A 25,001-nucleotide genomic window follows, 5' to 3' on the forward strand; every position below is an offset into this window, starting at 1 on the left:
TCCCACGGAATCCGGAATTTCCGGCGTCCTCCGTTTTATCGTAGTCCTGTACGACCGTACAGGACGGGCGTCGGGCAGGGGCGGGGCGATGACGCGGTTTCTTGGTCGGCTGGGTGGCTGGTGCGCGCGGCACGGGCGGATCGTCCTGGGCTTATGGGTGGTCCTGGCCGTCGGCCTGATGGGCGGCAGCCTCGCGCTCGGCCGTCCGGTCAGCAACGACGCCTCCATCCCGGGCACCGACGCGCAGCGCGCGCACGACCTGATGAAGGAGGGCTTCGGCCCCGGCTATGCCACCGGCGGGACCGTGCAGCTCCTCCTGTACTCCGCGGCCGGCAAGCTCACCGACGCGCCGCGCAAGCAGGCCGTCGAGCGCTCGGTCGCCGCGATGCGCACGATGCCGCACGTGGTCCAGGTGGACACGCCCTTCCGCGTGGGCGGCATCGCCTCGAACCTGCAGATCGGCGTGATCACCGTCAAGATGCAGGGCAACGACCCCGACAAGGCCGGCGAGGCCACGCAGGCCCTGTCCGACGCCGCCGCCCCGGCCAGGGACGCCGGGCTGGAAGTGGTGCCCGCCGACGACTCCAACCCGGCGAGCAAGGAGATCAAGACCGGGCCGAGCGAGATCATCGGCGTGATCTGCGCGCTGCTCGTGCTGGTCTTCGCGTTCGGGACGCTGGTGGCCGCGATGGTGCCGATCTTCACCGCGCTGGTCAGCGTCGCGACCGGGCTCGGCGTGATCGGCCTGCTCGGGTACGTCGTGGACATGCCCAAGCAGGCCGGGATCATGTCCACGATGATCGGGCTCGGCGTCGGCATCGACTACGCGCTGTTCCTGCTGTCGCGCCACCGCAAGCTGCTGGCCGACGGGGTGCCGGTCGTGGAGTCCGTACGCCGGACGGTGGCCAGTTCGGGCGGGGCCGTCGTGTTCGCCGGCGGCACGGTGATCATCGCGTTGAGCGCGCTGATGCTGGCCGGGTTCCCGCTGCTGAGCACGCTCGGCTGGGTGACCGGCATCTCCGTCGTCTTCGCCGTGCTGACCTCGGTCACCCTCGTGCCCGCCCTGCTCGGGCTGCTCGGCCACCGCGTCAACGCGCTCAAGGTGCCGCTGATCCGCGGGCGTTCGTCCAACCGCGGCGGGGGCGCCGGCTGGGCCGGGCTCGGCGCGTGGGTGGCGCGCAGGCCGTGGCGGGTGCTCATCGGCAGCGTGCTCGTGCTCGCCGCGCTGGCCGCGCCCGCGCTCGCGCTGAAGCTGGGGCCGCTGGACGAGGGGTACGCGGCCAAGGACTCGGCCGGGCGGCGCGCGTACGAGCTGATGGCCACGGCCTTCGGGCCCGGCAGCAACGGCCCGCTCATCGTGGTCGCCGAACTGCCGGAGAAGGTCTCCGGCGCCGGGGACGTGACCGTGCGGCGGATCGCCGACGCGGTCGCCGACGTCGAAGGCGTCGCCCATGTGGCCGATCCGAAGCTGAACGCCTCCGGCCGCTCGGTCCTGCTCCAGACGATCAGCGACTACGCCCCGAGCGACCCGAAGGCGGCCGAGGTGGTCAGGCAGGTCAGGGCCGTCTCGATCCCGGGCGTCCAGGTGCACGTCGGCGGCAAGGTGGCCGGGATGACCGACGCGGGCGACCGCATGAACGAGCGCACCCCGCTGGTCATCGGCGTGGTCGTGCTGCTGAGCGCCCTGCTCCTGCTGTTCGCCTTCCGCGCGCCCGTCGTCGCGGTCAAGGCCGCGGTGATGAACCTGGTGTCCCTGGGCGCCGCGTTCGGCGCGCTCGCGCTGGTGTTCTCGATCGGTCTCGGCAGCGGCCTGGTCGGCATGGACGCCCCCATGGACTCCTCCTACCTGGAGACCGTGTTCTTCTCGGTGCCGATCGAGAGCTATGTGCCGTTGATGCTGTTCGCGGTGCTGTTCGGCCTGTCGATGGACTACGAGGTGTTCCTGCTGACGGCGGTGCGGCAGGCCCACGCCCGGCACGGCGACAACAGCCGGGCGGTGGCCGAGGGGCTCGGCTCGACCGGCCGGGTCATCACCTCGGCCGCCCTGATCATGGTGGCGGTGTTCGTGGCGTTCATCGCCTACCCGGACGCGATGGTCAAGACGTTCGGCGTCGGGCTGGCCGTGGCCATCGCGGTGGACGCGACCGTCATCCGCGGCTTCCTCGTGCCGGCGACGATGGTGCTGCTCGGCCGGGCGAACTGGTGGTGCCCGCGCTGGCTGGACCGGCTGCTGCCGAACCTGTCGGTCGAGGGGCACGAGGAGGACGACCCGGCGCCGAGCGACGAGCGGGCGCAGGAGCCGGTGGGCGCCGGGCGCTGAGCCCGCGGGCGAGCGGTCGGAGCGGTCAGTCGGGGTCGTCGAGATGGCAGGCCGGCACCCATCCGACGACCCCGGTGGTGGAGTCGGTGCCGTGGTGCCACAGGGTGCTGTCGAACGCCTCGTCGCACCGGAACAGCTCGTGCTCCTCCGACCGGTCGGAGTCGAAGCCGTCGCCGGGACGGCCCACGCCGAGCTGGGTCGCGCCGTTCTTCGGCTCGCTCCAGATGACCACCTCGCGGCTGCGGAAGTCGTAGCGGTAGCGGGCCTCGGCGGGGCCGGCGCCGCCCACGGTCAGGACCGCGAGCAGGCCGGCCGCGACGGCTCCTCTGACGAGCATGCGGACCTCTCTCACTGTGGGCGATTATCCACTCACAGTACGCGCTCGGGCGCGGGCCGGCCGGTGGCGGACCCGCGTGCCGTCCCCGCGGCTGGTCAGACCGGGTACTGGTCGTGGCGGTTCCAGAGCTCGACCCACTCCTCGGAGGTGAGCTCGCGGCCGGTGTGGGTGATGTCGGCCAGCTCCTCGAAGTACGCCTCGCGCGGCGCGCCCGGCGTGAAGAGCACCAGCATCGAGGCCGGCTCGCCCGAGGTGTTGCGGAAGGCGTGGATGCCGCCCTCGGGCACGTGCAGGAAGTCGCCGGGCAGGCCCTTCGCCCACGTGGCGCCGTTGTAGAGCTGGACGCTGCCGGTCAGCACGTAGAAGGACTCGGTGATGGTGCGGTGGAAGTGCGGGCTCGCGCCTCCGGGACGCGGGCCCATCTCCCAGCGGTACAGGCCGAAGGCGCCGTTGGTCGAGCCGCCCGTGCCCAGGTAGTGGACGCGGGTGCCGGTCGCCATCGACAGGTCGGGGCCGTTTTCCGCCGGGCGCAGGGCGCCGCTGATCTCGCCGGTCTCGGCCAGGTAGCGCTGTTCGGGGTACGACATGGGGGGCTCCTCCGCTGTTCCGAAGGAACTGAGAATAGCGAGGGCTCAGAACGTGATGACGGTGCGGGCGACCGTCCCCTGGCGGACGTGGGCGACGGCCTCGTTGATCCGGTCGAGGGGCAGGCGTTCGGTGATCAGGCCGTCGAGGTCGAGCCGGCCGCGCAGGTACTGCCCGGCCAGCATGGGCAGGTCGCGGTGCGGCGCGGCGTCGCCGCCCTGGGTGCCCATGAGGCGGCGGGAGGAGAACAGCAGGCCGGTGTCCAGCTCCATCGGGTGGCCCCGCGGCGGGCTGCCGACCATGACGGTGGTCCCGCCCGGCTGGGTGGCGGCGAAGGCGTCGGCCAGCACGCCGGGGACGCCGGTCGCGTCGAAGGCGTAGTCGACGCCGCCGCGTACCAGCGCGCCCACCTGGTCCGGCAGGTCGCCGGGGGTGAGCAGGTGGGTGGCGCCGAAGCGCTCGGCCAGCTTGAGTTTCTGCTCGGCCACGTCCGCGGCGATGATCGTGGTGGCCCCGGCGAGCACCGCGCCCTGGACGACGTTGAGGCCCACGCCGCCGCAGCCGACGACCAGCACCGAGGCGCCCGGCGGCACCTGGGCCACGTTCAGGACCGCGCCCACGCCGGTGATCACGCCGCAGGCCAGCAGGCACATGGCGGCGAAGGGGGCGTCCTTGGCGATCTTGACGCACATGGCCTCGGTGACCACCGCGTACTCGGCGAACGAGCCGATGCCGATGAAGCGGCGGGTCTCCTGGCCGTCCAGGGTGACCCTGGGCGGGCCGCCCATGATGGTGGGCAGCCGCAGCGGGCCCGAGCACAGGTGGAAGCGGCCAGAGCCGCAGTGGCGGCAGCGCCCGCAGGGGCCGCTCATGGCGATGATGACGTGGTCGTCCGGCCGGACGGTGGTGACGCCCGCGCCGACGCTCTCCACCACGCCCGCGCTCTCGTGCCCCAGGATGAACGGCGGCGCGCTCACCACCGGGCTCTTGCCGTCGATCGCCTTGAGGTCGGAGCCGCACACGCCCGAGGCCTTGATCCGGACGCGGACCTCGCCGGGGCCGGGGTCGTCGATCTCGACGTCGCGGATCTCCATCGGGGCGTGGAACCCGGTCAGCACGGCCGCGCGCATCAGCATGCGCCCACGCTAGCCCGGCGCGCGGGCTACGAGCAAGCGGTTGCTCGGGAGCCCGTTGACACCCCTCCTCGGCAAATCTACGCTCAGCGAAACCAAGCGAGCGCTAGGCCGAGTCGCGAGGGAGAACAACATGGTACGGCGGGGCGCGGCCGCGCTCACCCTGACGCTGCTCGCCGCCGGTTGCGCGGCCCAGCAGACCGGTACGGCCCAGTCGGGCACGGGAGTGACGGACACCACCATCAAGATCGGCGGCGTGCTGACCAAGACCAGCGCGAGCGGCTACTCGACCAGGGACGCCGAGATCGGCGCCAAGGCCAGGTTCGCCCGCGCCAACGCCGAGGGCGGCGTGCACGGCCGGAAGATCGACTTCATCGGCGCCGAGGACGACGCCCAGGACGCGGCCAAGGGCGACGCGGCGGCCAAGAAACTCGTCCAGAAGGACCAGGTGTTCGCGCTGGTCCCGGTGCACGCCCCCAACTTCGGCGGCGCGGCCTTCCTCGAACAGCAGGGCGTCCCCTGGTTCGGCTGGGCCACCGGGCCCCAGTGGTGCGGCACCAGGACCGGGTTCGGCTACAACGGCTGCCTGGCCCCCAAGCAGGGGGCGGGCTCCCAGACGTGGTGGGGCAGGCAGATGGCCGACCTGCTCGGCGGCGCGGCGGGCAAGAGCGTCTACGTGCAGACCAGCGACTCCAGCGGCAGCAAGTACGGCGGCACGACCATCTCCCAGTCGTTCACCGCCGCCGGGTTCGAGCTGGTCGGCGTGAACTCCGGCCTGCCGGCCGCCGCCCCGCCCCCCGACTGGCTCCCGTACGTCAACAAGATCATGACCTCGGACGGCGGCAAGGCCCCCGACGTCGTCGTCTCGGTGATCGCGGGCACCAAGTTCAACGTCGGCCTCTACGCGGCGCTCAAGCGGGCCGGCTACAAGGGCGTGCTCACCGACGCCACCAGCTACGACGTGGCCATCCTCAAGGACCAGGCCGGCGCGCAGGCGCTCGAAGGCGTGATCGCCGCGCCCATGTTCGAGCCGTTCGAGTCGCCCGCGCCCGAGATCGCCCAGCTCAAGAAGGACGTCGAGCAGGTCGCCCCCGGCACCGCGCTCACCCAGCACCTGGCGATCGGCTACTGGGCCGCCGACATCTTCCTCGACGTCCTCAAGCGCACCGGCAAGGACCTGACCAGGGAGAAGTTCCTGGCCACCGCCAACGGCGACTACCTCTACGAGAACCCCGGGTTCGGCCGCATCCGCTACCCGAGGGACCACAGCGAGCCGAACGGCTGCGGCGCCCTGGTCAAGCTGGCGGGCGGGGCCTTCCAGGTGGCCAGAAGGATGGCCTGCTTCGACAACGTGCCGCTGAAATGATCCTCCAGTACGTGCTCAGCGGCCTGGTCACCGGGGCCGTATTCGCGATCATGGGCTCCGGCCTGACCCTGTCGTACGCGGCGACCGGGGTGTTCAACTTCGCCCACGGCGCCGTCGGTTTCCTGGCCGCCCTGGTGTTCTACGAGCTCACCGCCGCCGGGCTGCCCGCCTGGCTGTCGGCGCTGGTGGCGGCCGGGCTGTTCGCGCCCGCGCTCGGCTACCTGCTGCACCGGGCCATGTTCCGCGGGCTCGCCCAGGCGGGGGAGACCGCGCAGATCGTCGCCACCATCGGGCTCACGATCGCGCTGCCCGCGCTCGGCCTGCTGGTCGTGGACCTGGCCGGGCTGCCCGCCACGGACGCCACCTCGCTGCCGCGCGGCGTCGGCCCCCACCCCGCCCAGGGGTTCGACCCGCTCGGGGTGCGGCTGGACAGCGACCAGCTCATCACCTTCGCCCTCTCGGTGGTCGCGGCGGCCGGGTTGTGGGCGTTCATGCGGCACACGCCGTACGGGCTGCGCATGCGCGCCTCCGTGGACCGCCGCCGCCTGGCCACGCTGCGGGGCATCGACGTGGACGCCACCTCCGCGCTGGCCTGGATGCTCGGATCGGGGCTCGCCGGGCTGGCCGGGGTGCTGGCGGCGCCCGTGCTCGGGCTGGACGCGACGGCGTACACGGTGCTGCTGTTCGCCTCGGCGACGGCGGCGGTGTTCGGGCGGCTGCGCTCGATCCCCTGGACGTTCGCGGCCGGGGTCGCGCTCGGGGTCGTGCAGAACCTGGTCGCCGGGTACACCGACTTCCTGGAGGAGGTCACCGGGCTGCGCACCGCCGTGCCGGTGCTCCTGCTGTTCGCCGGGCTGGTGCTGCTGAACCGGTCGCGGGAGCGGGTGGCGGGCAGCGCCGCCGAGGACGTCCCGCCGCCCGACCACCTGGCCGGGGTGCCGGCCTGGCGCAGGCGGCTGCCGTGGGCGGCGGGGCTGGCCGCGCTGGCGGCCTTCGCGCTGCTCGGGCCGCAGTACTACGTGGGCGTCGCGGCCCAGGGGCTGGTGCTCGCGCTGATCTTCTGCTCGTTCGTGGTGGTGACCGGGATCGGCGGCATGGTGAACCTGGCGCAGGCCGCCTTCGCCGCCATGGCGGCGCTGACCTGTGGGTGGGCGTTCGCCTCCGGGTTGCCGTTCGTCGTGGCGATCCTGCTGGGCGTGGTCGCGGCGGGGGCCGTCGGGCTGGTGGTGGCGCTGCCCGCGCTGCGGCTGGGCGGGCGGGTGCTGACGCTGGCCACGCTGGCCCTGGCGCTGCTGGCCGATCAGGTGCTGTTCCAGGTGGACGCCTTCAGCAACGGGACCATCGGCTGGGCGCTGCCCGCGCTCGGCCTCGGCGTCGCCGACACCTCCGACCCGCGGGTGCGGGTGGCCGTGCTGCTGGCGTTGATCGGGCTGGTGGCGCTGCTGGTGCGGAACCTGGAACGGTCGGCGTCCGGGCGGGCCGTGCTGGCCGTACGGTCGGCGCCCGCGGCGGCCGTCACCGCCGGGCTGTCCGCGCCGCGCGCCAAGATCGTGCTGTTCGTGCTGGCGTCCGGGATCGCGGGGCTCGGCGGGGTGCTGTTCGCGATCTCCAAGGGGTCGATCACGGCCACCGACCTGCCGGCGTTCTCCGGGTTCGTGTGGCTGGCCGTGGTGGTGCTGCAGGGCGTGCGCAGAATCGGCGGGGCGGTGCTCGGCGGGCTCGTCGCGGTGGCCGTGCCCGAGCTGCTGGCGACATGGGGCCTGTCCGCGCACGTGGGGTCGATCCTGTTCGGGGCGGGCGGCATGATCCTGGCCCGGCATCCGGACGGCGTGCTCACCCAGCTCGCCGAGGCCCGCGCCCGGCGCCGCCTCCCCGCCGTGGCTCCCGCCGTTCCCCACGTCGTGCCCCGCCGGGCGGAGGTCGCCGCCGGAGGCGGTCGGGCGTTGTTCGTGCTGGAGGACGTCGTGGCCGGTTACGCCGACTGCACCGTGCTGCGCGGGGTGAGGCTGGAGGTGCGGCCCGGCGAGGTGGTGGCGCTGCTCGGCGCGAACGGCGCGGGCAAGTCCACCACGTGCGCCGTCGCCGCCGGGGACCTGCCGGTGAGCGCCGGCCGCGTCCTGCTCGACGGCGTGGACGTCACCGCCTGGCCGGCGCACCGGCGGGCGCGGGCCGGCGTCCTGCTGGCCCCCGAAGGGCGGGGTGTCTTCCCGGGGCTCACCGTGGAGGAGAACCTGCGTACCTGGCTGGACGATCCCGGGCCGGTCTACGAGCGGCTGCCGCAGCTCGCGGCCCGCCGTACGGTGGCCGCGGGCGCGTTGTCGGGCGGCGAGCAGCAGCTCCTCACGCTGGCCCCGGCCCTGGTGCGCCCGCCGCGCGTGCTGATCGCCGACGAGCCGTCGCTCGGCCTGGCGCCGCTCGTGGTGCGGCAGGTGTTCGACGTCTTCGCCGAGCTGCGCGACCGGGGCGTGGCGCTGCTGCTGGTGGAGGAGAAGGCGACCGAGGCGCTGGCCGTCGCCGACCGGGTCGCGTTCATGCGGCTGGGCGGCGTCACCTGGACGGGCCCGCGCTCGGAGGTGGACGGCGACCAGCTGACCGCCGCCTACCTGGGGGTGAGGTGAATGCTCGCGGTGGAGGGCGTGTCCGTGGCCTTCGGCGGGGTCAGGGCGCTGGACGGCGTGTCGTTCGAGGCCGGGCCGGGCCAGGTCTGCGGCGTGATCGGGCCGAACGGCGCGGGCAAGACCACGCTGTTCGACGTGGTGTCCGGGCTGCGCAGGCCGGTCGCGGGCCGGGTCGCGCTGGACGGGCGCGACCTGACCGGGGTGTCGGCGCTCCGGCGGGCCAGGGCCGGCGTGCGCAGGACGTTCCAGCGCACGCAGGTGTTCGGCCGGCTCACCGTGGCCCAGAACGTGCTGGCCGCGCTCGACTGGCACGGCGGTGGCGGCGGGCTGGCCGCCGACCTGGCCGGGTGGCCGGGCCGGCGGCGGATCGAGCGCGAGCGCGGCGCGCGCGTGGCCGAGGTGCTCGACCTGTGCGGGCTCACCCTGCTGCGCGACGCGTACGCCGCCGCGCTGCCGGTCGGGCAGCGCCGGATGGTCGAGCTGGCCCGCGCGCTCGCGGACCGTCCAAGGCTCCTGCTGCTCGACGAGCCCACCTCCGGCCTGGACGCCGCCCAGACCGCCCGGCTCGGCGAGGTCGTCAGGGCCCTGGACACGACGGTGCTGCTGGTCGAGCACGACATGGGCTTCGTGATGGAGAGCTGCGACCGGATCGTCGTGCTGGACCTGGGCAGGGTGATCGCGTCCGGGACGCCCGCGCAGGTGCGCGACGACCCGGTGGTGCGGGCCGCGTACCTAGGCTGAGTGGCGTTCGGTGAAGGTCAGGACGCGGCGCCAGGCGTCCTGGCAGACGTCCTCCCACTCCTTGAACGAGCGGTCGAAGAAGGAGTGGGGCGCGCCCTCGTAGACGTGGGTCTCGTGCTCGGTGCCCACCCGGTCCAGCGCCGCGGTGTACGCCTCGAACTCCTCCGGGCTCGACACCGTGTCCGCGCCGCCCCTGAGCAGCAGCAGCGGCGCGCCCGGCCCGGTCGCCGGCTCGTCGATGAAGCGCAGCGCGCCGTAGAAGCCGACGCTGCCGGCCAGGCCGTTGCCCTCCGCGCCCTGACGCCACGACAGCGCGCCGCCCATGCAGAAGCCGACCGTGAACACCGGGCCGTCGCCGGCCAGCTCGGCGGTCGCCGCCGCGGCGTCGGCCTGCACCTGGTCGAGCTTGAGCCGGTCGACGTGGGGCATGTGGTCGAAGTCGTCGCCGCGGTCGTCGGTCCCGGCGGTGCGGCCGAAGTAGTCGATCGCGATCGTGCGGAACCCGGCCTCGGCGAAGCGCACCGCGAGGTCGCGGTAGAACGGGTGCAGGCCGCGCACGTCCGGCATGATCACCACGCCGCGGCCGTTCGGCTCGGCAGGGTCGGCGCGGTAGGCCATGAAACGGGTGCCGTCGGCGGAGGTCAGGGTGATCTGCTCGTGCGTGGCGACCTCGCCCTGGATCGGCGGGGCGGGCGGTCGGCTGTCGGTGGAATGACACATGTTGCCCAGCATGCCCACGGTGATCGCCCGTCATCCACCTTCGTCCTCAGTACGGCGGCGCCGCCCGGAACGCCGCCAGCAGATGGGCCCGTACCCGCGCCACGGCCGACCTGGCCAGCGCCCCCGACCGTACGGCCAGGTAGCCGGTGTTGATCGGCGGCTCCGGCGGCTCGGCCAGCGCGACCAGCGTGCCCTCGGCCAGGTCACGCCGGCACAGGTACGCGGGCAGGACCGAGACGCCCATGCCCGCCCGCACCGCGCTCAGCACGCCGCGCAGGTCGGGGATGACGACCTGCGCCGCCATCGACGGACGCCGCCCGAACACGGTCCGCCAGTAGCGGCGCACGATCGGCAGGTCCTCGGCGTAGGCCACCACCGGGACCCCGGCCAGCTCCTTGGGCCCGACCCGGCCGGGCGGCAGCGCCCCCGCCAGGGACGGCGCCGCCACCAGGACGAACTCCTCGTCGTAGACCGGGTCGGCCTGGACGCCGCGCACCCGGGGCCGGATCGTGGACAGCACCAGGTCGAGCCGTCCGGCCGCGAGGTCGGCCAGCAGGTCGTCGGCCAGGCCGAGGGTGGTGCGCAGCCGCAGCCCGTCGCGTACGAGCGGGGCGAGCATCGGCATGACCTCCTCGCACAGGAACTCGGCCGGGCCGCCCAGGTGCACGGCCTCGTCCGAGGGCAGCTCCGAGCCGGCGACCTCGTCCAGGGCGTCGAGGGAGGGTGCGACCCGGCGGGCCAGCTCGTCGGCGGCGGGCGTGGGCGCGACGCCGCGCGGCAGGCGGTCGAACAGCGGCCGGTCGAGGGTCGCCTCCAGCGTCTTGACCTGGGCGGTCACCGCGGGCTGCGAGAGGCCGAGCGTCTGCGCGGCGGCCGTGATGGAGCCGGTCCTGTGCACGGCGAGGAAGGTCCGCAGCAGGTCCAGCGAGAGTGGCGACATATCACTATTCTGATGCCGGGACCGATAATTCACGATTTGTTGCTGATGGGTCTCGCCGGGCATGCTCGACGGCATGAGCAAGCGCATCCTGATCGTGTTGACCAGCCACGACGACCTCGGCGGCGTGGAGCGTACCGGGTACTACGTCCCCGAGGCGGCCCATCCCTGGCAGATCTTCACCAAGGCGGGCTTCGAGGTGGACGTCGCCAGCGTCGCCGGCGGCCGCCCGCCGCGCGACGGCCACGACCCGGACGACCCCACGCAGGCCGCCTTCCTCGCCGCCGGCCTGGACGACGACACCGCCCGACTCGCCGACGTGGACACCGCGGCCTACGACGCCGTCCTGTACGCCGGCGGCCACGGCACCATGTGGGACTTCCCCGACAACCCCGACGTCGCCCGCGTCGGCCGCGAGATCTACGAGCGCGGCGGCGTGGTCGCGGCGGTCTGCCACGGCCCGGCCGCCCTGGTCGGCCTGACCCTGTCCGACGGCTCCCACCTGGTGGACGGCCGCCGGGTGGCCGCCTTCACCAACAGCGAGGAGAGCGCGCGCGGCGTGGCGGACGTGGTGCCGTTCCTGCTGGCCGACGCGCTGACCGCGCGCGGCGCCCGGCACGAGCCCGCCGCGAACTGGCAGCCGCAGGTGGTCGCGGACGGCCGCCTGGTCACCGGCCAGAACCCGGCCAGCGCCGCGCCCCTGGCCGAGCAGGTCGTCGACCTGCTCGCCTGACCTCGCCGAACGGCGGGCGCCGCGCGCGCAACGGCAGCCGGTTGGCGGTTGCCGCACCCCCGCGCGGGATCCGACCATTGAGGGGTACGGCAGGCCCCTCCGTGGAAGGAAGTCCTCATGGCGCTCCACCCCAACCTCGATCCGGAACTGCGTGCCGCTCTGGAGAGCACGCCGTTCCCGACCTTCGACGTGACCACCCTCACGGCGGAGGAACTGGCCGGGTACCGGGCCCAGATCAACGCGATGCTGGCCGCCATGCCGCCCGCCGAGAGCGAGGTGCTGGTCGAGGACCGCCACGTCCCCGGCCCCGACGGCGAACCGGACGTCCGGGTCCGCCTCTACCGTCCCGCCCAGGAGGGCACCGGCAGGCCGGGGCTCTACTGGATCCACGGCGGCGGCATGATCGTCGGCGTGCCCGAGGTCGACGAGGCCACGATGATCGATTACGTCGAGCGCCTCGGCGTCGTGGTGGTCTCCGTCGACTACCGCCTGGCGCCCGAGCACCCGCACCCCGCGCCGGTCGAGGACTGCTACGCGGGCCTGGTGTGGACCGCCAAGAACGCCGACGAGCTGGGCATCGACCCCGCCAGGCTGGCCGTCGGCGGGGCCAGCGCGGGTGGGGGGCTGGCCGCCGCGACCGTGCTGCTCGCCCGCGACCGGGGCGGCCCCGAGGTGGCCTTCCAGCTCCTGGTCTGCCCGATGCTCGACGACCGCAACACCACCCCGTCGAGCCGGGAGTTCACCGAGGCCGTGGTCTGGGACCGGGCCGCGAACCTCTACGGCTGGTCCGCCCTGCTCGGCGAGCGGACGGGCGGCCCGGACGTCCCGCCGTACGCGGCGCCGGCGCGGGCCGAGGACCTGTCGGGGCTGCCGCCCGCGTTCATCGACGTGGGCGAGCTGGAGGTGTTCAGGGACGAGGACATCGACTACGCCCAGCGGCTGGCGCGGGCCGGGGTGTCCACCGAGTTCCACCTCTATCCGGGGGCCTTCCACGGGTTCGACGCCATGGTGCCGGACACCGCGCTGAGCAGGCGGGCACGGGAGACCCGGTTGGCAGCGCTCAGGCGGGCCTACGGGTTGTAGCCCCCCGCCCAGGTGGTGGCGTTGGCGAGCAGGCGTCGCAGGGCCAGGGCGAGGTGGGCGCCCTCGCGTTCCATAGACCCTGCACGACGCCCACCCCCGGCGCACGGACGGCGGCCTGGCCAGCAGACCAAGCGTGCGCTAGGTTGGTTTCGTGGATCTCGACTTCTCCCCGGCCGAGCTGGACTTCCGTGCCGAGGTTCGCGACTGGCTGGCCGCCCACGTGCCGCGGCGGCTCCCGCCGATGGACACCCCCGAGGGCTTCGAGGCGCACCGCGCCTGGGAGGCGCTGCTGGCCGGTGAGCGGCTGTCGGTCGTCTCCTGGCCCCGCGAGCACGGCGGCCGCGGCGCGTCCCTGATCGAATGGCTGATCTTCGAGGAGGAGTACTGGGCCGTCGGCGCCCCCGCCAGGGTCAGCCAGAACGGCATCTTCCTCCTGGCCCCCAGCCTCATGCGGTTCGGCACCCCCGAGCAGCGGCGGCGCTGGCTGCCCCGGATGGCGACGGCCGAGGACGTGTGGGCGCAGGCCTGGTCCGAGCCCGAGGCCGGCAGCGACCTCGCCGCGCTCACCGCCCGCGCCGAACGCGCCGACGGCGGCTGGCGCCTGTACGGCCACAAGACCTGGAGCTCCCGGGCCGCCCACGCCTCCCACGGCTTCGGCCTCTTCCGCACCTCCGGCGCCCGGCACAAGGGCCTGACGTACTTCCTCTTCCCCCTGGACGAGGTCGCCGTCCGGCCGATCGCGCAGCTCGACGGCCTGCCCGGGTTCGCCGAGCTGCACTTCGACGGGGTGTTCGCACCCGACTCCATGGTGCTCGGCGAGCCCGGCGACGGCTGGCGGATCGCGATGTCCACCACCTCCTCCGAACGCGGCCTGACCCTGCGCAGCCCCGGCCGCTTCCTCGCCACCGCCGACCGCCTCGTCGAGCTGGCCGCGGACGCCGGCCCCGTCCTCGCCGACCAGGCCGCGCGCTGCTGGACGGCGGCCGAGGCGTACCGGCTGCACACCTTCGCCACCGCCCGCCGGATCATGGCCGGGGCCGAGATCGGGGCGGCGGCCAGCATGGGCAAGGTCTTCTGGTCGGAGCTGGACCTGCGCATGCACGAACTGGCCCTGGAACTGCTCGGCGACCGCGCCGGCGGGACACCCTGGCTGGACGGCTTCCTGTTCTCGCTGGCCGGGCCGATCTACGCGGGCACCAACGAGATCCAGCGCAACATCATCGCCGAGCGTGTCCTGGGCCTGCCCCGATGACCCCTCTGGAGTCGCCCTCATGCACTTCGCCTTCACCGACGAGCAACTCGCCCTGGGGGCGACCGTGCGCGACGTGCTGCGGGCGCACTGCCCGCCCGGCGCGCTGCGGACCGAACGCCGTCCGGCCTGGGACCGGCTCGCCGAGCTGGGGTTCTTCGGGCTGCTCCTGCCGTCGGAGCTCGACGGGCTCGAACTCGGGCTGACCGACGTGCTGCCCGCCGTCGAGGAGACCGGGCGGGCGTGCCTGCCGGGGCCGGTGGTGGAGACGGCGGTGGCGGCGGCGTTCCTGGTGCCGCGCGTGCCCAAGCTCGCCTCGGGCGGGGTGTGCGTGGGGGTGGCGCTGCCGGGGGAGGCGTACATGGCGGACGCCGATCTCGCCGACGTGCTGGTCGTGGCGCGTACGGGAGGTGGGGTCCGGGTGGCGGTGGGGCACGAGGCGCGGCTCACGGCGGTGCCGGGCGTGGACCCGTGCCGGCCGATGTTCGCCGTCGCCTTCGAGTCGCCGGACCGTCCCGATCCCGGCTGGTCCTGGGGACGGGGCGGGGGCGGCGCGGATCGGGTGGCGCTCGCGGTGCGGGCCGTCACGGTCGCGACCGCCGCCCAGCTCGTCGGGGTCGCGCGGGAGCTGCTCGCGGTCTCGGTGTCGTACGCGGGGGTCAGGAGGCAGTTCGGCGCGGTGATCGGGTCCTTCCAGGCCGTCCGGCACAAGCTCGCCGACGTGGCGGTGGCCGTCGAGTTCGCCGCGCCGCTGGTGCACCGCGCGGCGCTGTCCGTGGACCGGGACGCACCCACGGCCGAGCGGGACGTGAGCGCCGCCAAGGCCGCGGCCGGCGAGGCGGCGACCCTGGCCGCCCGGGTCGCCCTGCAGACCCACGGGGCGATCGGCTACACCGAGGAGCTGGACCTGCGGTTCTGGCTCGCACGGGCCTGGTCCCTGGCGGCCGCGCACGGCACCGCGGCCGCCCACCGCGAACGCGTCCGCGCGGCCCTGCACACCCGCGACCTGCGGAGGTATCCGTGAAGCACGGCGTCCCGCCCGGCGGCGGTCTGCGGAGGTGCGTGTGAAGTACGGCGTCCCGCTGGGGTTGCTGCATCCGGACGCCTGGAAGGACGTGGCCGTGGCCGCCGACGAGCTGGGGTTCGAGTCGGTGTGGCTGCCCGAGCACCTGGTGTTCGCCACCGACCTGTCGCTCGCCGTCTACCCGGGCACCGAGGACCCCGGCATCAAGCCGACGACCCCGCTGTTCGACGCCCCGGCCTACCTGTGCTGGCTGGCCGGGCTCACCACCCGCGTCCGGCTCGGCACCGCCGTGCACCTGCTGGCCCTGCGCCACCCGTTCGTGTCGGCCCGCGCGTTCGCCACCCTGGACGTGGTGTCGGGCGGACGGGCCATCTGCGGCGTGGGCGCGGGCTGGTACCGAGGCGAGTGGACGGCGGCCGAACTGCCCTTCGAGACCCGCGGCGCCCGCCTGGACGAGGCCATAGAGGTCGTCCGGCGGCTCTGGACCGAGCCCGTGGTCGCCCATTCCGGACGGTTCTACCGGTTTCCCGAGGTCACCTTCGAGCCCAAGCCCGTCCAGGGGCGGCTGCCGGTGCTGGCCGGTGGGGAGTCGGCGGCGGCGCTGCGCCGGGCGTCCCGGCTGTGCGACGGGTGGATCAGCATGCCGCACACCATCGAGTCGATCAGGCCGCAGGTCGCGCGGCTCGGGGCGGGGGTGCCGGTCACGGCGCACGCGTACGCCCTGGGCTCCCCGGGGGAGGTGGCGGCCTGGGCGGAGCTGGGGGTGGAGCGGCTGATCGTCCGCCCGTGGACGCGCAGCCGCGACGCGGTCACCCGCCTGGCCGCCTTCGCCGCCGAGTACGGGGTCACCTGAGGGCGTGGGGCCGGCCGTCTCAGGCGGGTTGCCGTCCCCAGTCGGGGGTGCTGACGAGCTCGCGGGTGCGGTGGCGGCGGCCGCGCAGGGGGGCGTCCTGGACGAACGTCTCGACGGTGCTCGTTCCGCCGCCGGTCGGCTGGAACGGGCTCCACACGCTCTGCGGGGCCATGGGGCCCACGGCGGATGCGGCGGATGCGGCGGACGCGGTGCGCCGGTGGCGGCGGCCGCGCGGGGTGGCGTCGGCGGTGAAGGGGGCGAGCTCGTCCGTGAAGGCGGCGGGCCCGGGGGCGTACGCGACGGGTTCGCTGCGACGGCGACGGCCCCGGTACGTCGCGCCGATCCCGGACGCCTCCGCGGCGTGCGACGTCGTCCTCGTCCGGGCGGCGACCTCCGCCCCCGGGCGGGGGCTGGGGGAGAAGGCGCTGAACGTGCTCGTCGCCGGAGGGAGCGAGATCGCGACCATCGGGCCGGTGTCGAACGTGGGCGCGAAGGGCGCGGTGTCGGGAGCGGGCCGGAACGAGGCGCTGTCGAGCCGCCGCGGCGGCGCCGTCCGGTCGGTGAACGCCTCGCAGGCATCCCCGTCACCCTCGAACCCGCCGCTCGCGGGGCTGCGCTCGGGAACAGGAGCGGAAAGCTCGAACCACGCCGCCAGGGCGGGCTCGGGAGAGCCGACAGGGTGCTCGGAGCGGGCCGTCCGGAAGTGGTCAGGGGAGCCGGCCGCGTGCTCGGAGCGGGCCGTCCGGATGGGCTCGGGACGGCCGGTCGGGTGCTCGAAGTGGCTCGTCCGGGTGGGGGCGGGGGAGGCGGGGGGCGGGGTGGAGGCGAGGGGGGAGCGGTGTGAGGTGGGGTGGGTGGGTTCGTGGCGCGGGTCCGACGGCCTGCGGCGACGCCGGTGGCGGGAGGGGGCGGCGTGGGAGCCGCGCCTGGAGCGCGTCCCCGGAGCGGGCACGGTGACGCCTGTCGTGCCGCTGTCCGGCGAAGCGGCGCCCAGCAGGCTGGCGACCTCCGCCGTGGGGCTCAGGGCGACGCCTTCCGCCGGTGAGAGGTTCAGAGGGGCGATCGCCGTGGCGGCGCCGCGCATCCGGGCGGTCTTCGCGGACGCGGTGACCGGGCGGAGGCGCTGCTGACGGGTCTTCGCCAGGGCCAGGAGGGCCAGGGCGGCGATCAGGGCGGAGCCGACCAGCGTCGGGGAGGCGATCGTGGACAGCGAGCCCGGCGAGGAGGCGTCCACCAGCGTGGGGAGGGGCTCGGCGGTGGCGGCCGTGGTGTCGGCGGTCGTCGCCTTGGCGTGCTTGGACTTCTGGGCCGACCTCCCCGCCGCCGTCGTCGGCGCGGGCGAGGCGGACGGTGACGGCACGGCCGGGGACGCGGCAGGCGAGGACACCGTCGTCTTCGCAGTCTTGTCGGCCTTGCCCTTCGGCCGCGCGGCGAGCGGGACCTCGCCCGTACGCTCCTGCTCGACGTGCGGGATCAGGGAGCTGAGCGCGTCGCCGGGAAGCTGGAGCGTTCCCACGTCGCCGGGCCTGGCGGGCGTCGCCGCCTGCTCGTCGGCCCTCTTCTGGGCCGCCTCCTCATCCAGGCGCGCCTTGATGCGCTCGGGGTAGCCGTAGCCGACGACCTTGCTGGTGTCGCGTTCCTTGCGCTTGGCGACGCCGCCGTCGATGTTGCCCTCGATGGTGAAGATCGTGTCGCCCTCGACCCGCGTGACGATGCCGACGTGGTCGATGTTGTCGATCTTGCCGGTCCCGCTCCAGTCGTAGAAGACGAACGCGCCGGGCTTCGGCGTCTTCCCCCACGCGCCCTGCGCCTTGAACCATTCGGCGTGCCGTACGGTCCAGGCGAACTGCCCGATCCACTCCTGGAAGCCGAGCTTGTGCGCGGCCCAGGAGAGGTACATGTCACACCAGGGGGCGGCGGAGTAGTCGGCGTCGAACTCGACGGTCTTGCCGTACCAGTCGCCGAACTTGGTGTACGCGCCGGCCTTCTCGGAGTAGCCGAGCTGGCTTTCGAGCAGGTCGATGTACTTCTGCATCTCGGGCGTCATGGAAGTATGGGGGAACCTTCCGGTCAAGATCCGGATTTATCCACACATACCGGGGTACACGGGGGTAACCCGGGACATGTGTGGCAAAACCGGAAACCTGTGGTGTCGTGCGCTGCGAGGTTACCGCTTCGTGACCAAGGTCAAGCACACCCCAAGAGCAGGCAAAGACATCACCGGGCGCATAACCGCAGCTCAACCAAGCCGCCAGACATGCCCAAAACGTATGATTCGACTAGAAAAGAGGCACGGAAGCCTAGTAACCCGCCCCCGTCAGCAGCCCCCCGTCGACCGTGAACTCGCTCCCCGTGCAGTAGCTGGCCCGGTCCGAGGCCAGGAACGCCACCACGTGCGAGACCTCCACCGGCTTCGCGAACCGCTTGATGACCATGGACTTCACGAACGCCTCCGCGTCCACCTCGGCCATCAGGTCCGGGTTCACCGCCATCGCCGTGTTGATCGCGCCGGGATGCACCGAGTTCACCCGGATCTTGAAGCGGGCCAGCTCCCGCGCGGCCGACTTGGTCAGCCCGCGCACCGCGAACTTCGACGCCGCGTACGCCGACAACCCCTCCGCCCCGACGAAGCCCTCGATCGAGGAGATGTTCACGATGGCGCCGCGCCCGGCCGCCTTCATGGGGTCGATCACCGACTTGACCCCGAGCCAGGTGCCCTTGAGGTTCACGTCGATCACCCGGTCGAAGTCCTCGGGAGCCATGTCCTGAATGCGGCCGTAGGCGAGGATGCCGGCGTTGTTCACCAGGACGTCGAGCCGTCCGTGCAGCTCCGTGGCCGTGTCCACGGCCCGCCGCCACTCGCCGGGGCTGCGCACGTCGTGCCGCACGTACGTGGCCCCCGTCTCGGCGGCCAGCGCCTTGCCCTCCTCCTCCAGCACGTCGCCGAAGACCACCCGCGCGCCCTCTTCGAGGAACAGGCGCACGTGCGACTCGCCCATGCCCCTGGCCCCACCCGTGATCAGCGCGACCTTGCCGTCAAGCAGTCCCACGACTACCTCCTGCCGCGACGGCCGCCGCGGCCGCCTCCATGGAGCGGTAGACGGGGACGCCCGCCGCCGCCGCGATCCGCCGTACCTCGTCCTCCACGCCCGCGGGCGCGCACTCGCCGTTCCTGGTGACGAGCGTGATCCTGACGCGCGGCAGCGCCTCCTGCGCGCCGGCCAGGGCCCGCGTGTAGGCGTACAGGGGTTCGGCCGCGTCGCCGTAGGTGAAGAAGCTCTGCACGTTCACGTGGGCGACCACGTCCGCGTACGGCTCCCGCCGTACGATCGCCTCGATCACCTCCGCCACCAGCCCCGGACGCCCGCGCGGACCCACCGGCACCTCCAGCGGGTTGCCCGCGACGGCCAGGCCGAGCCCGTCGAGCACGCCGTCCGGCAGCGGGTCGAGCCGCACGCCCGCCCGGTCGAACGCGTCGGCCGCCAGCACGCCCGCGCCCCCGCTCGGCCCGATCACCAGCACCCGGTCGCCGTCCGTGATGCGGGAGCCGTGCGCCTGGAAGAAGGCCAGCACGCCGATCAGGTCGTCCTGGGAGGACACCAGCGCCGTGCCCGTCTGGGCCGCGACCGCCGCCCACACCCGCAGGTCGCCCACCATGCCGCCGGTGTGCGAGAGCGCCGCCCGCTGCCCCTGCGAGCTGCGCCCGCCGACCAGCAGCGCCACCGGCAGCCCGGCCGCGCGCAGCGCCTCGTGCAGCTCCCGGCCGCCGCGCGGATCCTCCAGGTAGAGCCCGACGGCCCGGGTCTCGGGGTCGCCGGCCAGCCAGGTCAGCAGCTCGGCGGGGGTCACGTCGGCCGCGTTCCCCACGGTGACGACCCGGCTGAACGCGAGCCCGCGCCGCTCCCCGACCTTGATCACCTCGCCCGCGAGCCCGCCGCTCTGCGAGATCAGCGCGACCGTCCCGGCCGGTCCCAGGCCGCCGCCGACGAACGTCTGCCGGCCGCGCGGGCAGTACACGCCCATGCAGTTGGGCCCGAGCAGCCGGGTGCCCGCCGCGCGGGCGGCCCCGGCCAGGTCGCGTTCCAGGTCCGCGCGTCCCGCCTCGCCGAACCCGCCGCTCATCACCTGCACGTACGGGACGCCCGACGCCTCCCGCACCACCTCGGCGCACCGCTCGGCGGGCACCGCCACCAGCGCGTAGTCCACGCCGGCGGCGGCCAGCGACGGCACCGCGGGCACCCCCGCCACCTCGGAGGCGGACGGGTGCACGGCCACCAGCGGCACGCCGGCGGCCTTGTAGAAGTCGAGGAACATGTTCCCGAAGTTCGGCCTGCTCGCGGAGGCGCCGACGACGGCCACCGCGCGGGGCTCGAAGAGCGGCAGGAAGTCCGCCGGCGCGCGGGCGGCGGACGGGCGGGGCTCGCCGGGCAGGTACCGGGCGTCCACCGCGGTCACGCCGGAAGGGGTGGCGATGACCGGGTTCAGCTCGAACTCGCCCAGTTCCAGCCGTTCCCACAGCCCGCCGGGGCCGCCGACCGTCATGAGCAGCTTGACCACGGCGTCCACGTCCACCGGCGGCCGGCCGCGGTGGCCGCGCAGGAGGGCCGAGCCGCGCAGCTCGTCCAGCATGAGCCGGGCGTCCCGCTCGGCGATCGGGCAGAGCCGCAGCGCCGTGTCGCGCAGCGCCTCCGTCCAGACGCCGCCCAGCCCGGCCAGCAGCACCGGGCCGAACCCAGGATCGCCGACCAGCCCCACGATCAGCTCCACCCCGGCGGGCGCCTGCTCCTCGACCAGGAACCCCTCCACGTCGAGCCGCGAACGCATCTCCCCGGCCGCCGCCGCGAGTTCGTCCGCCCGCAGGCCGAGCCGTACGGCCCCCGCCTCCGACTTGTGCACCAGCCCCGGCCCGAACGCCTTCAGCACCAGCGGCCCGGCCAGTTCCCCGGCCGCCGTGAAGTCCAGGTCGCGCACCACGACCCCGCGCGGCACCGGCACCCCGGCCGCCGCGACCAGCGCCTTGACCTCGTGCTCCCGTGGACCGTCCCGGCCCCCGCGCTCCTGGACGCTCACCCGAGCAGGTGCCCGTGCTGCTCGCGGATCCGGCGGCGCAGCAGCTTGCCGGGGCCGCCGGAGGCGTCCTGCGAGTGCGGCAGCTCGCCGGTCACCACGATGTGGTCGGGCCGCTGGTGCGGGGGCAGCGTGTCGGCCAGGGCGAGCGACAGCTTGGCGGCGTCCAGCGACTGCCCGGCGCGCGGCACGACCGCCAGCAGCACCCGCTGCTCGGCCGCCCCCTCGGGGACGCCCACCGCGCCGGCCTCGGCCACGCCGTCCAGGGCCGAGACGGCCTCCTCGATCGTGGCGGGCTGCGTCCACTGGCCGTGTTTGAGTATCGAGTCCTCGCGGCGGCCGAGGACGCGCAGCACGCCGTCGGCCGACAGCGTCCCGAGGTCGCCGCCCACGTACCAGTCGCCGCGCAGCACGCCGTGGTCGTCCGGCCCGTCGTAGCCCGCCATGCGGTGCGGCCCGGCCAGGTTGATCTCACCGACCTCGCCGGTCACGGCGGCGCCGGACGGGCCGGTGATCCGTACGGCGTTGCCCGTGCGCGCCCGTCCGGAGGAGCCGAGCGGCGTCGAGCCGTCGTCCACGCGGCCCATGCACGTGTACGGCGCCTCGGTCTGCCCGTAGTAGGAGTAGACCCCGGTGCCGGGCAGCCTGGCCTTGATCCGGTCCAGCATGGTCGCGGTCAGCGGCTCGCCGCCCAGCATGATCACCTGGATCGACGACAGGTCCACCCCCTCGTGCTCGGACGACCCCAGCAACGCCGTGTAGAACGACGGGATCTGCGACACGTGCGTGACCCGCTCGCGCGGCACCACGCGCAGGAAGTTCGCCGGTCCCCAGTCCTGCTCCAGCACCAGGCGCATGCCCGCGTACAGGGCCGGGCCGACGATGGCGGGGAAGCCGATGCCCCAGATGATCGCTCCGGTGCCGAACACCGAGTCGGGGCCGCGCGGCACGTCCAGCCAGATCTGGGCGGTCGCCAGGGAGGAGGCGTGGGTGTGCACGACGGCCTTGGGCAGGCCGGTCGTGCCCGAGGTGTAGTAGAGGGCCAGCGGGTCGTCGTGGAAGCCGCCCAGCGGCGGTTCCTCCTCCGGGCCGCCGGTCAGCTCGCCGGCGTCGATCCAGGTGGTGACGTCCGGGAGGGAGTCCCTGATCTCCTCGACCACCTGGGCGACCGTGGGGTCGTACACGAAGGCCGTGCAGCCGGAGGCGGCCACCACCGCCCGCAGCGTCTCGACCGGCCAGTACGGGTTGAGCGCCGCCGTCACCGCCCCGATCTTGGCCTGGGCGAGGTAGACCTCGGCGACCAGCAGCGTCTCGTTGAGCAGCGCCGCCACCCGTTGCCCAGGGGCGATCCCGGCCGAGAGCAGGGCGTTCGCGCGGCGGTTGACGGCCCGGTTCAGCTCGTCGTAGGTGAAGCTCCGCTCGCCGCAGTACGTCAGCGCCACCCGGTCGGGCGTGCGCAGCGCTCCCGCGGTCAGGATCGCGTGGCCGTAGTTGCCGTAGGGTGATCGCGCCATGGGGGTGCCTCCAGGTCAGAGGGGCGAGTAGAGCACGAACGTGTTTCCTGAGGGGTCGCGCAGCACGGCCCGCCTCTCGTGCGGCCCGTCCTCGGGCGCGCGCACCACCTCGGCCCCGCGCGCCGCCATCTCGCGCACCGTGGCCGCCACGTCGTCCACCTTGTACGACGGCGCCGCCGACGCGGTGACGTGCTCGGCGGGTCCGGCCAGCGCCACGGTGACGCCGCCGCCGTCCAGCGCGGCGAACCTGTCGCCGTCCCTGAACGTGACCGGCAGGCCGTAGAAGGCGATCGCCTCGTCCAGGTCGGCGACGGGGATGAGCACGTTGCCGAGCTTCATACGGGCCTCCAATGCGGCAGATCGTCCACGAACGTCACCCGCACCGGCATCCCGACGCGGACCTCCTCCGGCGCGCATCCCACGACGTGCCCGAACGCGCGCACCCCCTCGTCCAGGTCCACCCACGCCGGCACGTACGGCTCCCGCCCCCGGTAGCCGGGCGAAAACGACCGGTGCACGACGGTGAACGTGTGCACCGTCCCCGTGCCCTCGGCGGGCTCGGCGGCCTGCTCGTCCCCACCGCACGCCGGGCAGGACGGCTCGGGCAGCCAGCCGCGGCGGCCGCAGGACACGCAGCGCCGGATCACCAGCTCGCCACGCGTCCCCGCGCCGGTGGGGGAGGTGTCACCGCTCATCGCTGCCAAGCTAGCGCACGCTTGGTTGGCCGACAAGGGCCCGCGCCCCTACTCGCCGGGCACCAGCCCGCCCTCCGGGGAGGCGGGCGGGAGGGCGTACTCCGGAGAGGTCCCGGCGGACGGGGACGGCGGTCCCTGCGTGGGACGCGCGACGGGCCGCCCGCCCGCGGAGGACGTCGAGGACGTCGAGGACGTCGAGGCCGACGGGGTCGACGGGGCCGCCGGGGTGCCGGACGGCGTGGCCGGGCCCGAGCGGGTCGGGGTGGGGCAGGTGGGCCCGTCCACGGCGACCTCGCTGACCTGGGGCCCGTTGACCGCCGCCGGCTCGGTCATGACGACGATCCCGAGGTAGGCCCGCACCCCGCAGCCCACGTCCCCGGGATCGTGCCGGACGCCGCTGGTGTAGGCGGTGCTGCCGCGCAGCGTGAGGGTCTCCTGCCGCACGGTGGCGACCGGCCCGTCGTCGAGCCGCCGCGTGTACGCGATCCGCAGCCGCACCGGCCCCGTGCCGTCCGCGGACACGCTGATCGCGCCCGCCGAGCCGCTCCACCGGGTGATGCTCGCCTCCCGCACGGCCGGCGGCGGCGGGGCGGTCCCGCTCTGCGCCTGCGTCGGCACCGGCGGCGCGGCGCTGGACGGGACCGGCGGCGGGCCGGTGGATCCGCGCGGCGGGCCGGTGGGGACGCGCGGCCCGCCGGTGGCGGGCGGGGGCGCACTGCCGCGGTCCGTGGCGGGAGCGCTCCTCCGGGGGGTCGGCGTGTGGGCGTCGACCGGCGCCGGGTTCAGCTCGCCCGACGGCTTCGGCTGCGGCATCAGGATCGTGCCCGCGCCGGGCGACAGCCGTCCGCCGGAGATGATCAGGGCGATCGCCACGGCGACCACCGTCGCGCCCGCCACCCACAGGTGCGGCGGCAGCGCGGGCAGCCGCACCGCCCGGCCCCGGACCCCCATCGGGGACCGCGTCTCCCGCTCGGTCGTGGCCGCCAGCGGGAAGCGCAGCGCGAGCAGCGTGGCCAGCTCGGCGAGCCGGCGGCGGCCCCGCTGCTCCCATCCGGGCCCGTACGCCGCGACGGCGTCCTCCTCCAGCTCGGCCGCGAACTGCCGGGCCGAGGCGTACCTGAGCGCCGGGTCCTTCGCCATCCCGCGTCTGAGCAGGTCGCGCAGCGCGTCCGGGACCACCTCCAGCGGCACCGGCTCCATCAGGTGCAGGTCCCGCAGCGCCGCGACGTCCTGCTCGCCGTCCTGGCCCTCCTTGTACGCGCGGTAGGGCGGCCGCCCCTTGACCGCCTCGAACAGCAGGCAGGCCGCCGCGTACAGGTCGGCCGAGGGTCCGGCCCGTCCCTGCGTCCACAGCTCGGGCGACATGTACGCCGGGCTGCCCGCCGGCACCCCCGGCTCCTCGGCGTGCACGACCACGCCGAAGTCGGCCAGCTTGCTCGTGCCGTCCGCCTGGACCAGGACGTTCTCCGGCTTGACGTCCCGGTGCGGCACGCCTCTCTCGTGCGCGACGGCCAGGGCGGCCAGCACGCCCTTGAGCAGGACGAGCGCCGCCTCCGGAGCCGTACGGCCGTGCTCGGCCAGCAAGGTGCGCAGCGAGACGCCGTCCACCAGCTCCATGACGACGGCGGCCCGGTCGGGCGTCTCGACGTACTCGTAGAGGCGGACCACGTCGGCGTCGTCGATCTCGACGAGCTGGTGGGTGTCGGCCCTGAAGCGGTCCATGAACTCGGGGTCCCTGCGCAGGGTGGCGTTCAGGTACTTGATCGCGACGTAGGCGCCGGTGGACTGGTAGGTGGCGAGGAAGACGCGGCCGGTGCGGCCCGCGCCGAGCTGGCGAACTTCACGGTAACCAGGGACCAAGTCCAACCCCCATCAGGCAGGCCGTCGTGCATTCGACGGTCTCACCCGGGGTGTGGGTTGTCACGTCTGGAGAAATTTCCGTCTTTGCGGAGAAAAGTGATGTCGTGGGGGCGGTGTTATGCTGTGGCTTGCCCAAGCAAGCGCTCGGCTAAATGATGGAGGCTGC

Annotated in this window: 21 protein-coding genes; 9 read left to right on the plus strand and 12 right to left on the minus strand. The window is 74.2% G+C overall.

Annotated elements, in window-relative coordinates:
• The first annotated feature begins 88 nt into the window (after positions 1-88).
• Positions 89-2,320: an MMPL family transporter gene (locus tag AB0J97_RS28435; protein ID WP_364093823.1), complete on the plus strand. Its 2,232-nt coding sequence runs from the start codon at positions 89-91 to the stop codon at positions 2,318-2,320.
• A gap of 25 nt (positions 2,321-2,345) precedes the next feature.
• On the opposite strand, the gene AB0J97_RS28440 is transcribed toward AB0J97_RS28435, so the two are convergent.
• The 3 genes from AB0J97_RS28440 to AB0J97_RS28450 form a co-directional block, all read right to left on the minus strand.
• The gene (locus tag AB0J97_RS28440) at positions 2,346-2,657 is read right to left on the minus strand and encodes a hypothetical protein (RefSeq protein WP_357694592.1); all 312 of its coding nucleotides are present in this window, start codon (positions 2,655-2,657) and stop codon (positions 2,346-2,348) included.
• A gap of 95 nt (positions 2,658-2,752) precedes the next feature.
• Positions 2,753-3,244 carry a cupin domain-containing protein gene (locus AB0J97_RS28445; RefSeq protein ID WP_364093830.1) on the minus strand — a complete coding sequence of 164 codons (492 nt, stop codon included), beginning with the start codon at positions 3,242-3,244 and terminating at the stop codon, positions 2,753-2,755.
• 45 nt (positions 3,245-3,289) lie between these two features.
• Complete coding sequence (locus AB0J97_RS28450; RefSeq protein ID WP_364093834.1) at positions 3,290-4,378, minus strand: alcohol dehydrogenase catalytic domain-containing protein; 1,089 nt, start codon at positions 4,376-4,378, stop codon at positions 3,290-3,292.
• Positions 4,379-4,508: 130 nt separating this feature from the next.
• Between AB0J97_RS28450 and AB0J97_RS28455 the strand changes: the two genes are divergently transcribed.
• From AB0J97_RS28455 to AB0J97_RS28465, 3 genes are read left to right on the plus strand one after another with little or no spacing between them, the layout of a single operon-like run.
• Positions 4,509-5,741 (plus strand): ABC transporter substrate-binding protein, encoded by a 1,233-nt coding sequence (locus tag AB0J97_RS28455; RefSeq protein ID WP_357694586.1) that lies wholly within the window; start codon positions 4,509-4,511, stop codon positions 5,739-5,741.
• A complete protein-coding gene (locus tag AB0J97_RS28460; RefSeq protein WP_364093839.1) occupies positions 5,738-8,359 on the plus strand; it encodes an ATP-binding cassette domain-containing protein in 2,622 nt (873 codons plus the stop codon). The genes AB0J97_RS28455 and AB0J97_RS28460 overlap by 4 nt, the downstream gene beginning before the upstream one ends.
• Positions 8,360-9,100 (plus strand): ABC transporter ATP-binding protein, encoded by a 741-nt coding sequence (locus AB0J97_RS28465; protein WP_364093843.1) that lies wholly within the window; start codon positions 8,360-8,362, stop codon positions 9,098-9,100.
• On the opposite strand, the gene AB0J97_RS28470 is transcribed toward AB0J97_RS28465, so the two are convergent.
• Together AB0J97_RS28470 and AB0J97_RS28475 are read right to left on the minus strand one after the other, a co-directional pair.
• On the minus strand, positions 9,092-9,820 hold the full coding sequence (locus AB0J97_RS28470) for a dienelactone hydrolase family protein (protein ID WP_364093845.1): 729 nt from the start codon (positions 9,818-9,820) through the stop codon (positions 9,092-9,094). The genes AB0J97_RS28465 and AB0J97_RS28470 overlap by 9 nt on opposite strands.
• Before the next feature lie 46 nt (positions 9,821-9,866).
• Positions 9,867-10,760, minus strand: a complete 894-nt coding sequence (locus AB0J97_RS28475; protein ID WP_364093848.1) for a LysR family transcriptional regulator — start codon at positions 10,758-10,760, stop codon at positions 9,867-9,869.
• Positions 10,761-10,833: 73 nt separating this feature from the next.
• Here AB0J97_RS28475 and AB0J97_RS28480 point away from each other — a divergent pair, with 73 nt between their 5' ends.
• The 5 genes from AB0J97_RS28480 (at position 10,834) to AB0J97_RS28500 (ending at position 15,699) form a co-directional block, all read left to right on the plus strand.
• Entirely contained in the window at positions 10,834-11,490 is a 657-nt protein-coding gene (locus AB0J97_RS28480) for a type 1 glutamine amidotransferase domain-containing protein (RefSeq protein WP_364093851.1), read from the plus strand.
• Positions 11,491-11,607: 117 nt separating this feature from the next.
• The gene (locus AB0J97_RS28485; RefSeq protein ID WP_364093857.1) at positions 11,608-12,573 is read left to right on the plus strand and encodes an alpha/beta hydrolase; all 966 of its coding nucleotides are present in this window, start codon (positions 11,608-11,610) and stop codon (positions 12,571-12,573) included.
• A gap of 151 nt (positions 12,574-12,724) precedes the next feature.
• Positions 12,725-13,825: an acyl-CoA dehydrogenase family protein gene (locus AB0J97_RS28490; protein WP_364093860.1), complete on the plus strand. Its 1,101-nt coding sequence runs from the start codon at positions 12,725-12,727 to the stop codon at positions 13,823-13,825.
• 19 nt (positions 13,826-13,844) lie between these two features.
• Complete coding sequence (locus tag AB0J97_RS28495) at positions 13,845-14,846, plus strand: acyl-CoA dehydrogenase family protein (protein ID WP_364093863.1); 1,002 nt, start codon at positions 13,845-13,847, stop codon at positions 14,844-14,846.
• Between the two features lie 40 nt (positions 14,847-14,886).
• Entirely contained in the window at positions 14,887-15,699 is an 813-nt protein-coding gene (locus tag AB0J97_RS28500) for a TIGR03619 family F420-dependent LLM class oxidoreductase (protein WP_364093866.1), read from the plus strand.
• Between the two features lie 19 nt (positions 15,700-15,718).
• On the opposite strand, the gene AB0J97_RS28505 is transcribed toward AB0J97_RS28500, so the two are convergent.
• The 7 genes from AB0J97_RS28505 to AB0J97_RS28535 all read right to left on the minus strand — a co-directional run bounded on the left by AB0J97_RS28505 (position 15,719) and on the right by AB0J97_RS28535 (position 24,835).
• Positions 15,719-17,746, minus strand: a complete 2,028-nt coding sequence (locus tag AB0J97_RS28505) for a CHAP domain-containing protein (RefSeq protein ID WP_364093869.1) — start codon at positions 17,744-17,746, stop codon at positions 15,719-15,721.
• 253 nt (positions 17,747-17,999) lie between these two features.
• Complete coding sequence (locus AB0J97_RS28510) at positions 18,000-18,749, minus strand: glucose 1-dehydrogenase (protein ID WP_357694564.1); 750 nt, start codon at positions 18,747-18,749, stop codon at positions 18,000-18,002.
• Positions 18,736-20,769: an acetate--CoA ligase family protein gene (locus AB0J97_RS28515; RefSeq protein WP_364093874.1), complete on the minus strand. Its 2,034-nt coding sequence runs from the start codon at positions 20,767-20,769 to the stop codon at positions 18,736-18,738. Before AB0J97_RS28515 ends, AB0J97_RS28510 begins: the two co-directional genes overlap by 14 nt.
• A complete protein-coding gene (locus AB0J97_RS28520; RefSeq protein ID WP_364093876.1) occupies positions 20,766-22,280 on the minus strand; it encodes a class I adenylate-forming enzyme family protein in 1,515 nt (504 codons plus the stop codon). Before AB0J97_RS28520 ends, AB0J97_RS28515 begins: the two co-directional genes overlap by 4 nt.
• 15 nt (positions 22,281-22,295) lie before the next feature.
• Positions 22,296-22,619 carry a VOC family protein gene (locus tag AB0J97_RS28525; protein ID WP_357694558.1) on the minus strand — a complete coding sequence of 108 codons (324 nt, stop codon included), beginning with the start codon at positions 22,617-22,619 and terminating at the stop codon, positions 22,296-22,298.
• The gene (locus AB0J97_RS28530) at positions 22,616-22,975 is read right to left on the minus strand and encodes an OB-fold domain-containing protein (protein ID WP_364093880.1); all 360 of its coding nucleotides are present in this window, start codon (positions 22,973-22,975) and stop codon (positions 22,616-22,618) included. Before AB0J97_RS28530 ends, AB0J97_RS28525 begins: the two co-directional genes overlap by 4 nt.
• 48 nt (positions 22,976-23,023) lie before the next feature.
• Positions 23,024-24,835: a protein kinase gene (locus tag AB0J97_RS28535; RefSeq protein WP_364093884.1), complete on the minus strand. Its 1,812-nt coding sequence runs from the start codon at positions 24,833-24,835 to the stop codon at positions 23,024-23,026.
• Between the last annotated feature and the right edge of the window lie 166 nt (positions 24,836-25,001).

Source organism: Nonomuraea sp. NPDC049607 (assembly GCF_040675375.1).
Lineage (GTDB): Bacteria > Actinomycetota > Actinomycetes > Streptosporangiales > Streptosporangiaceae > Nonomuraea.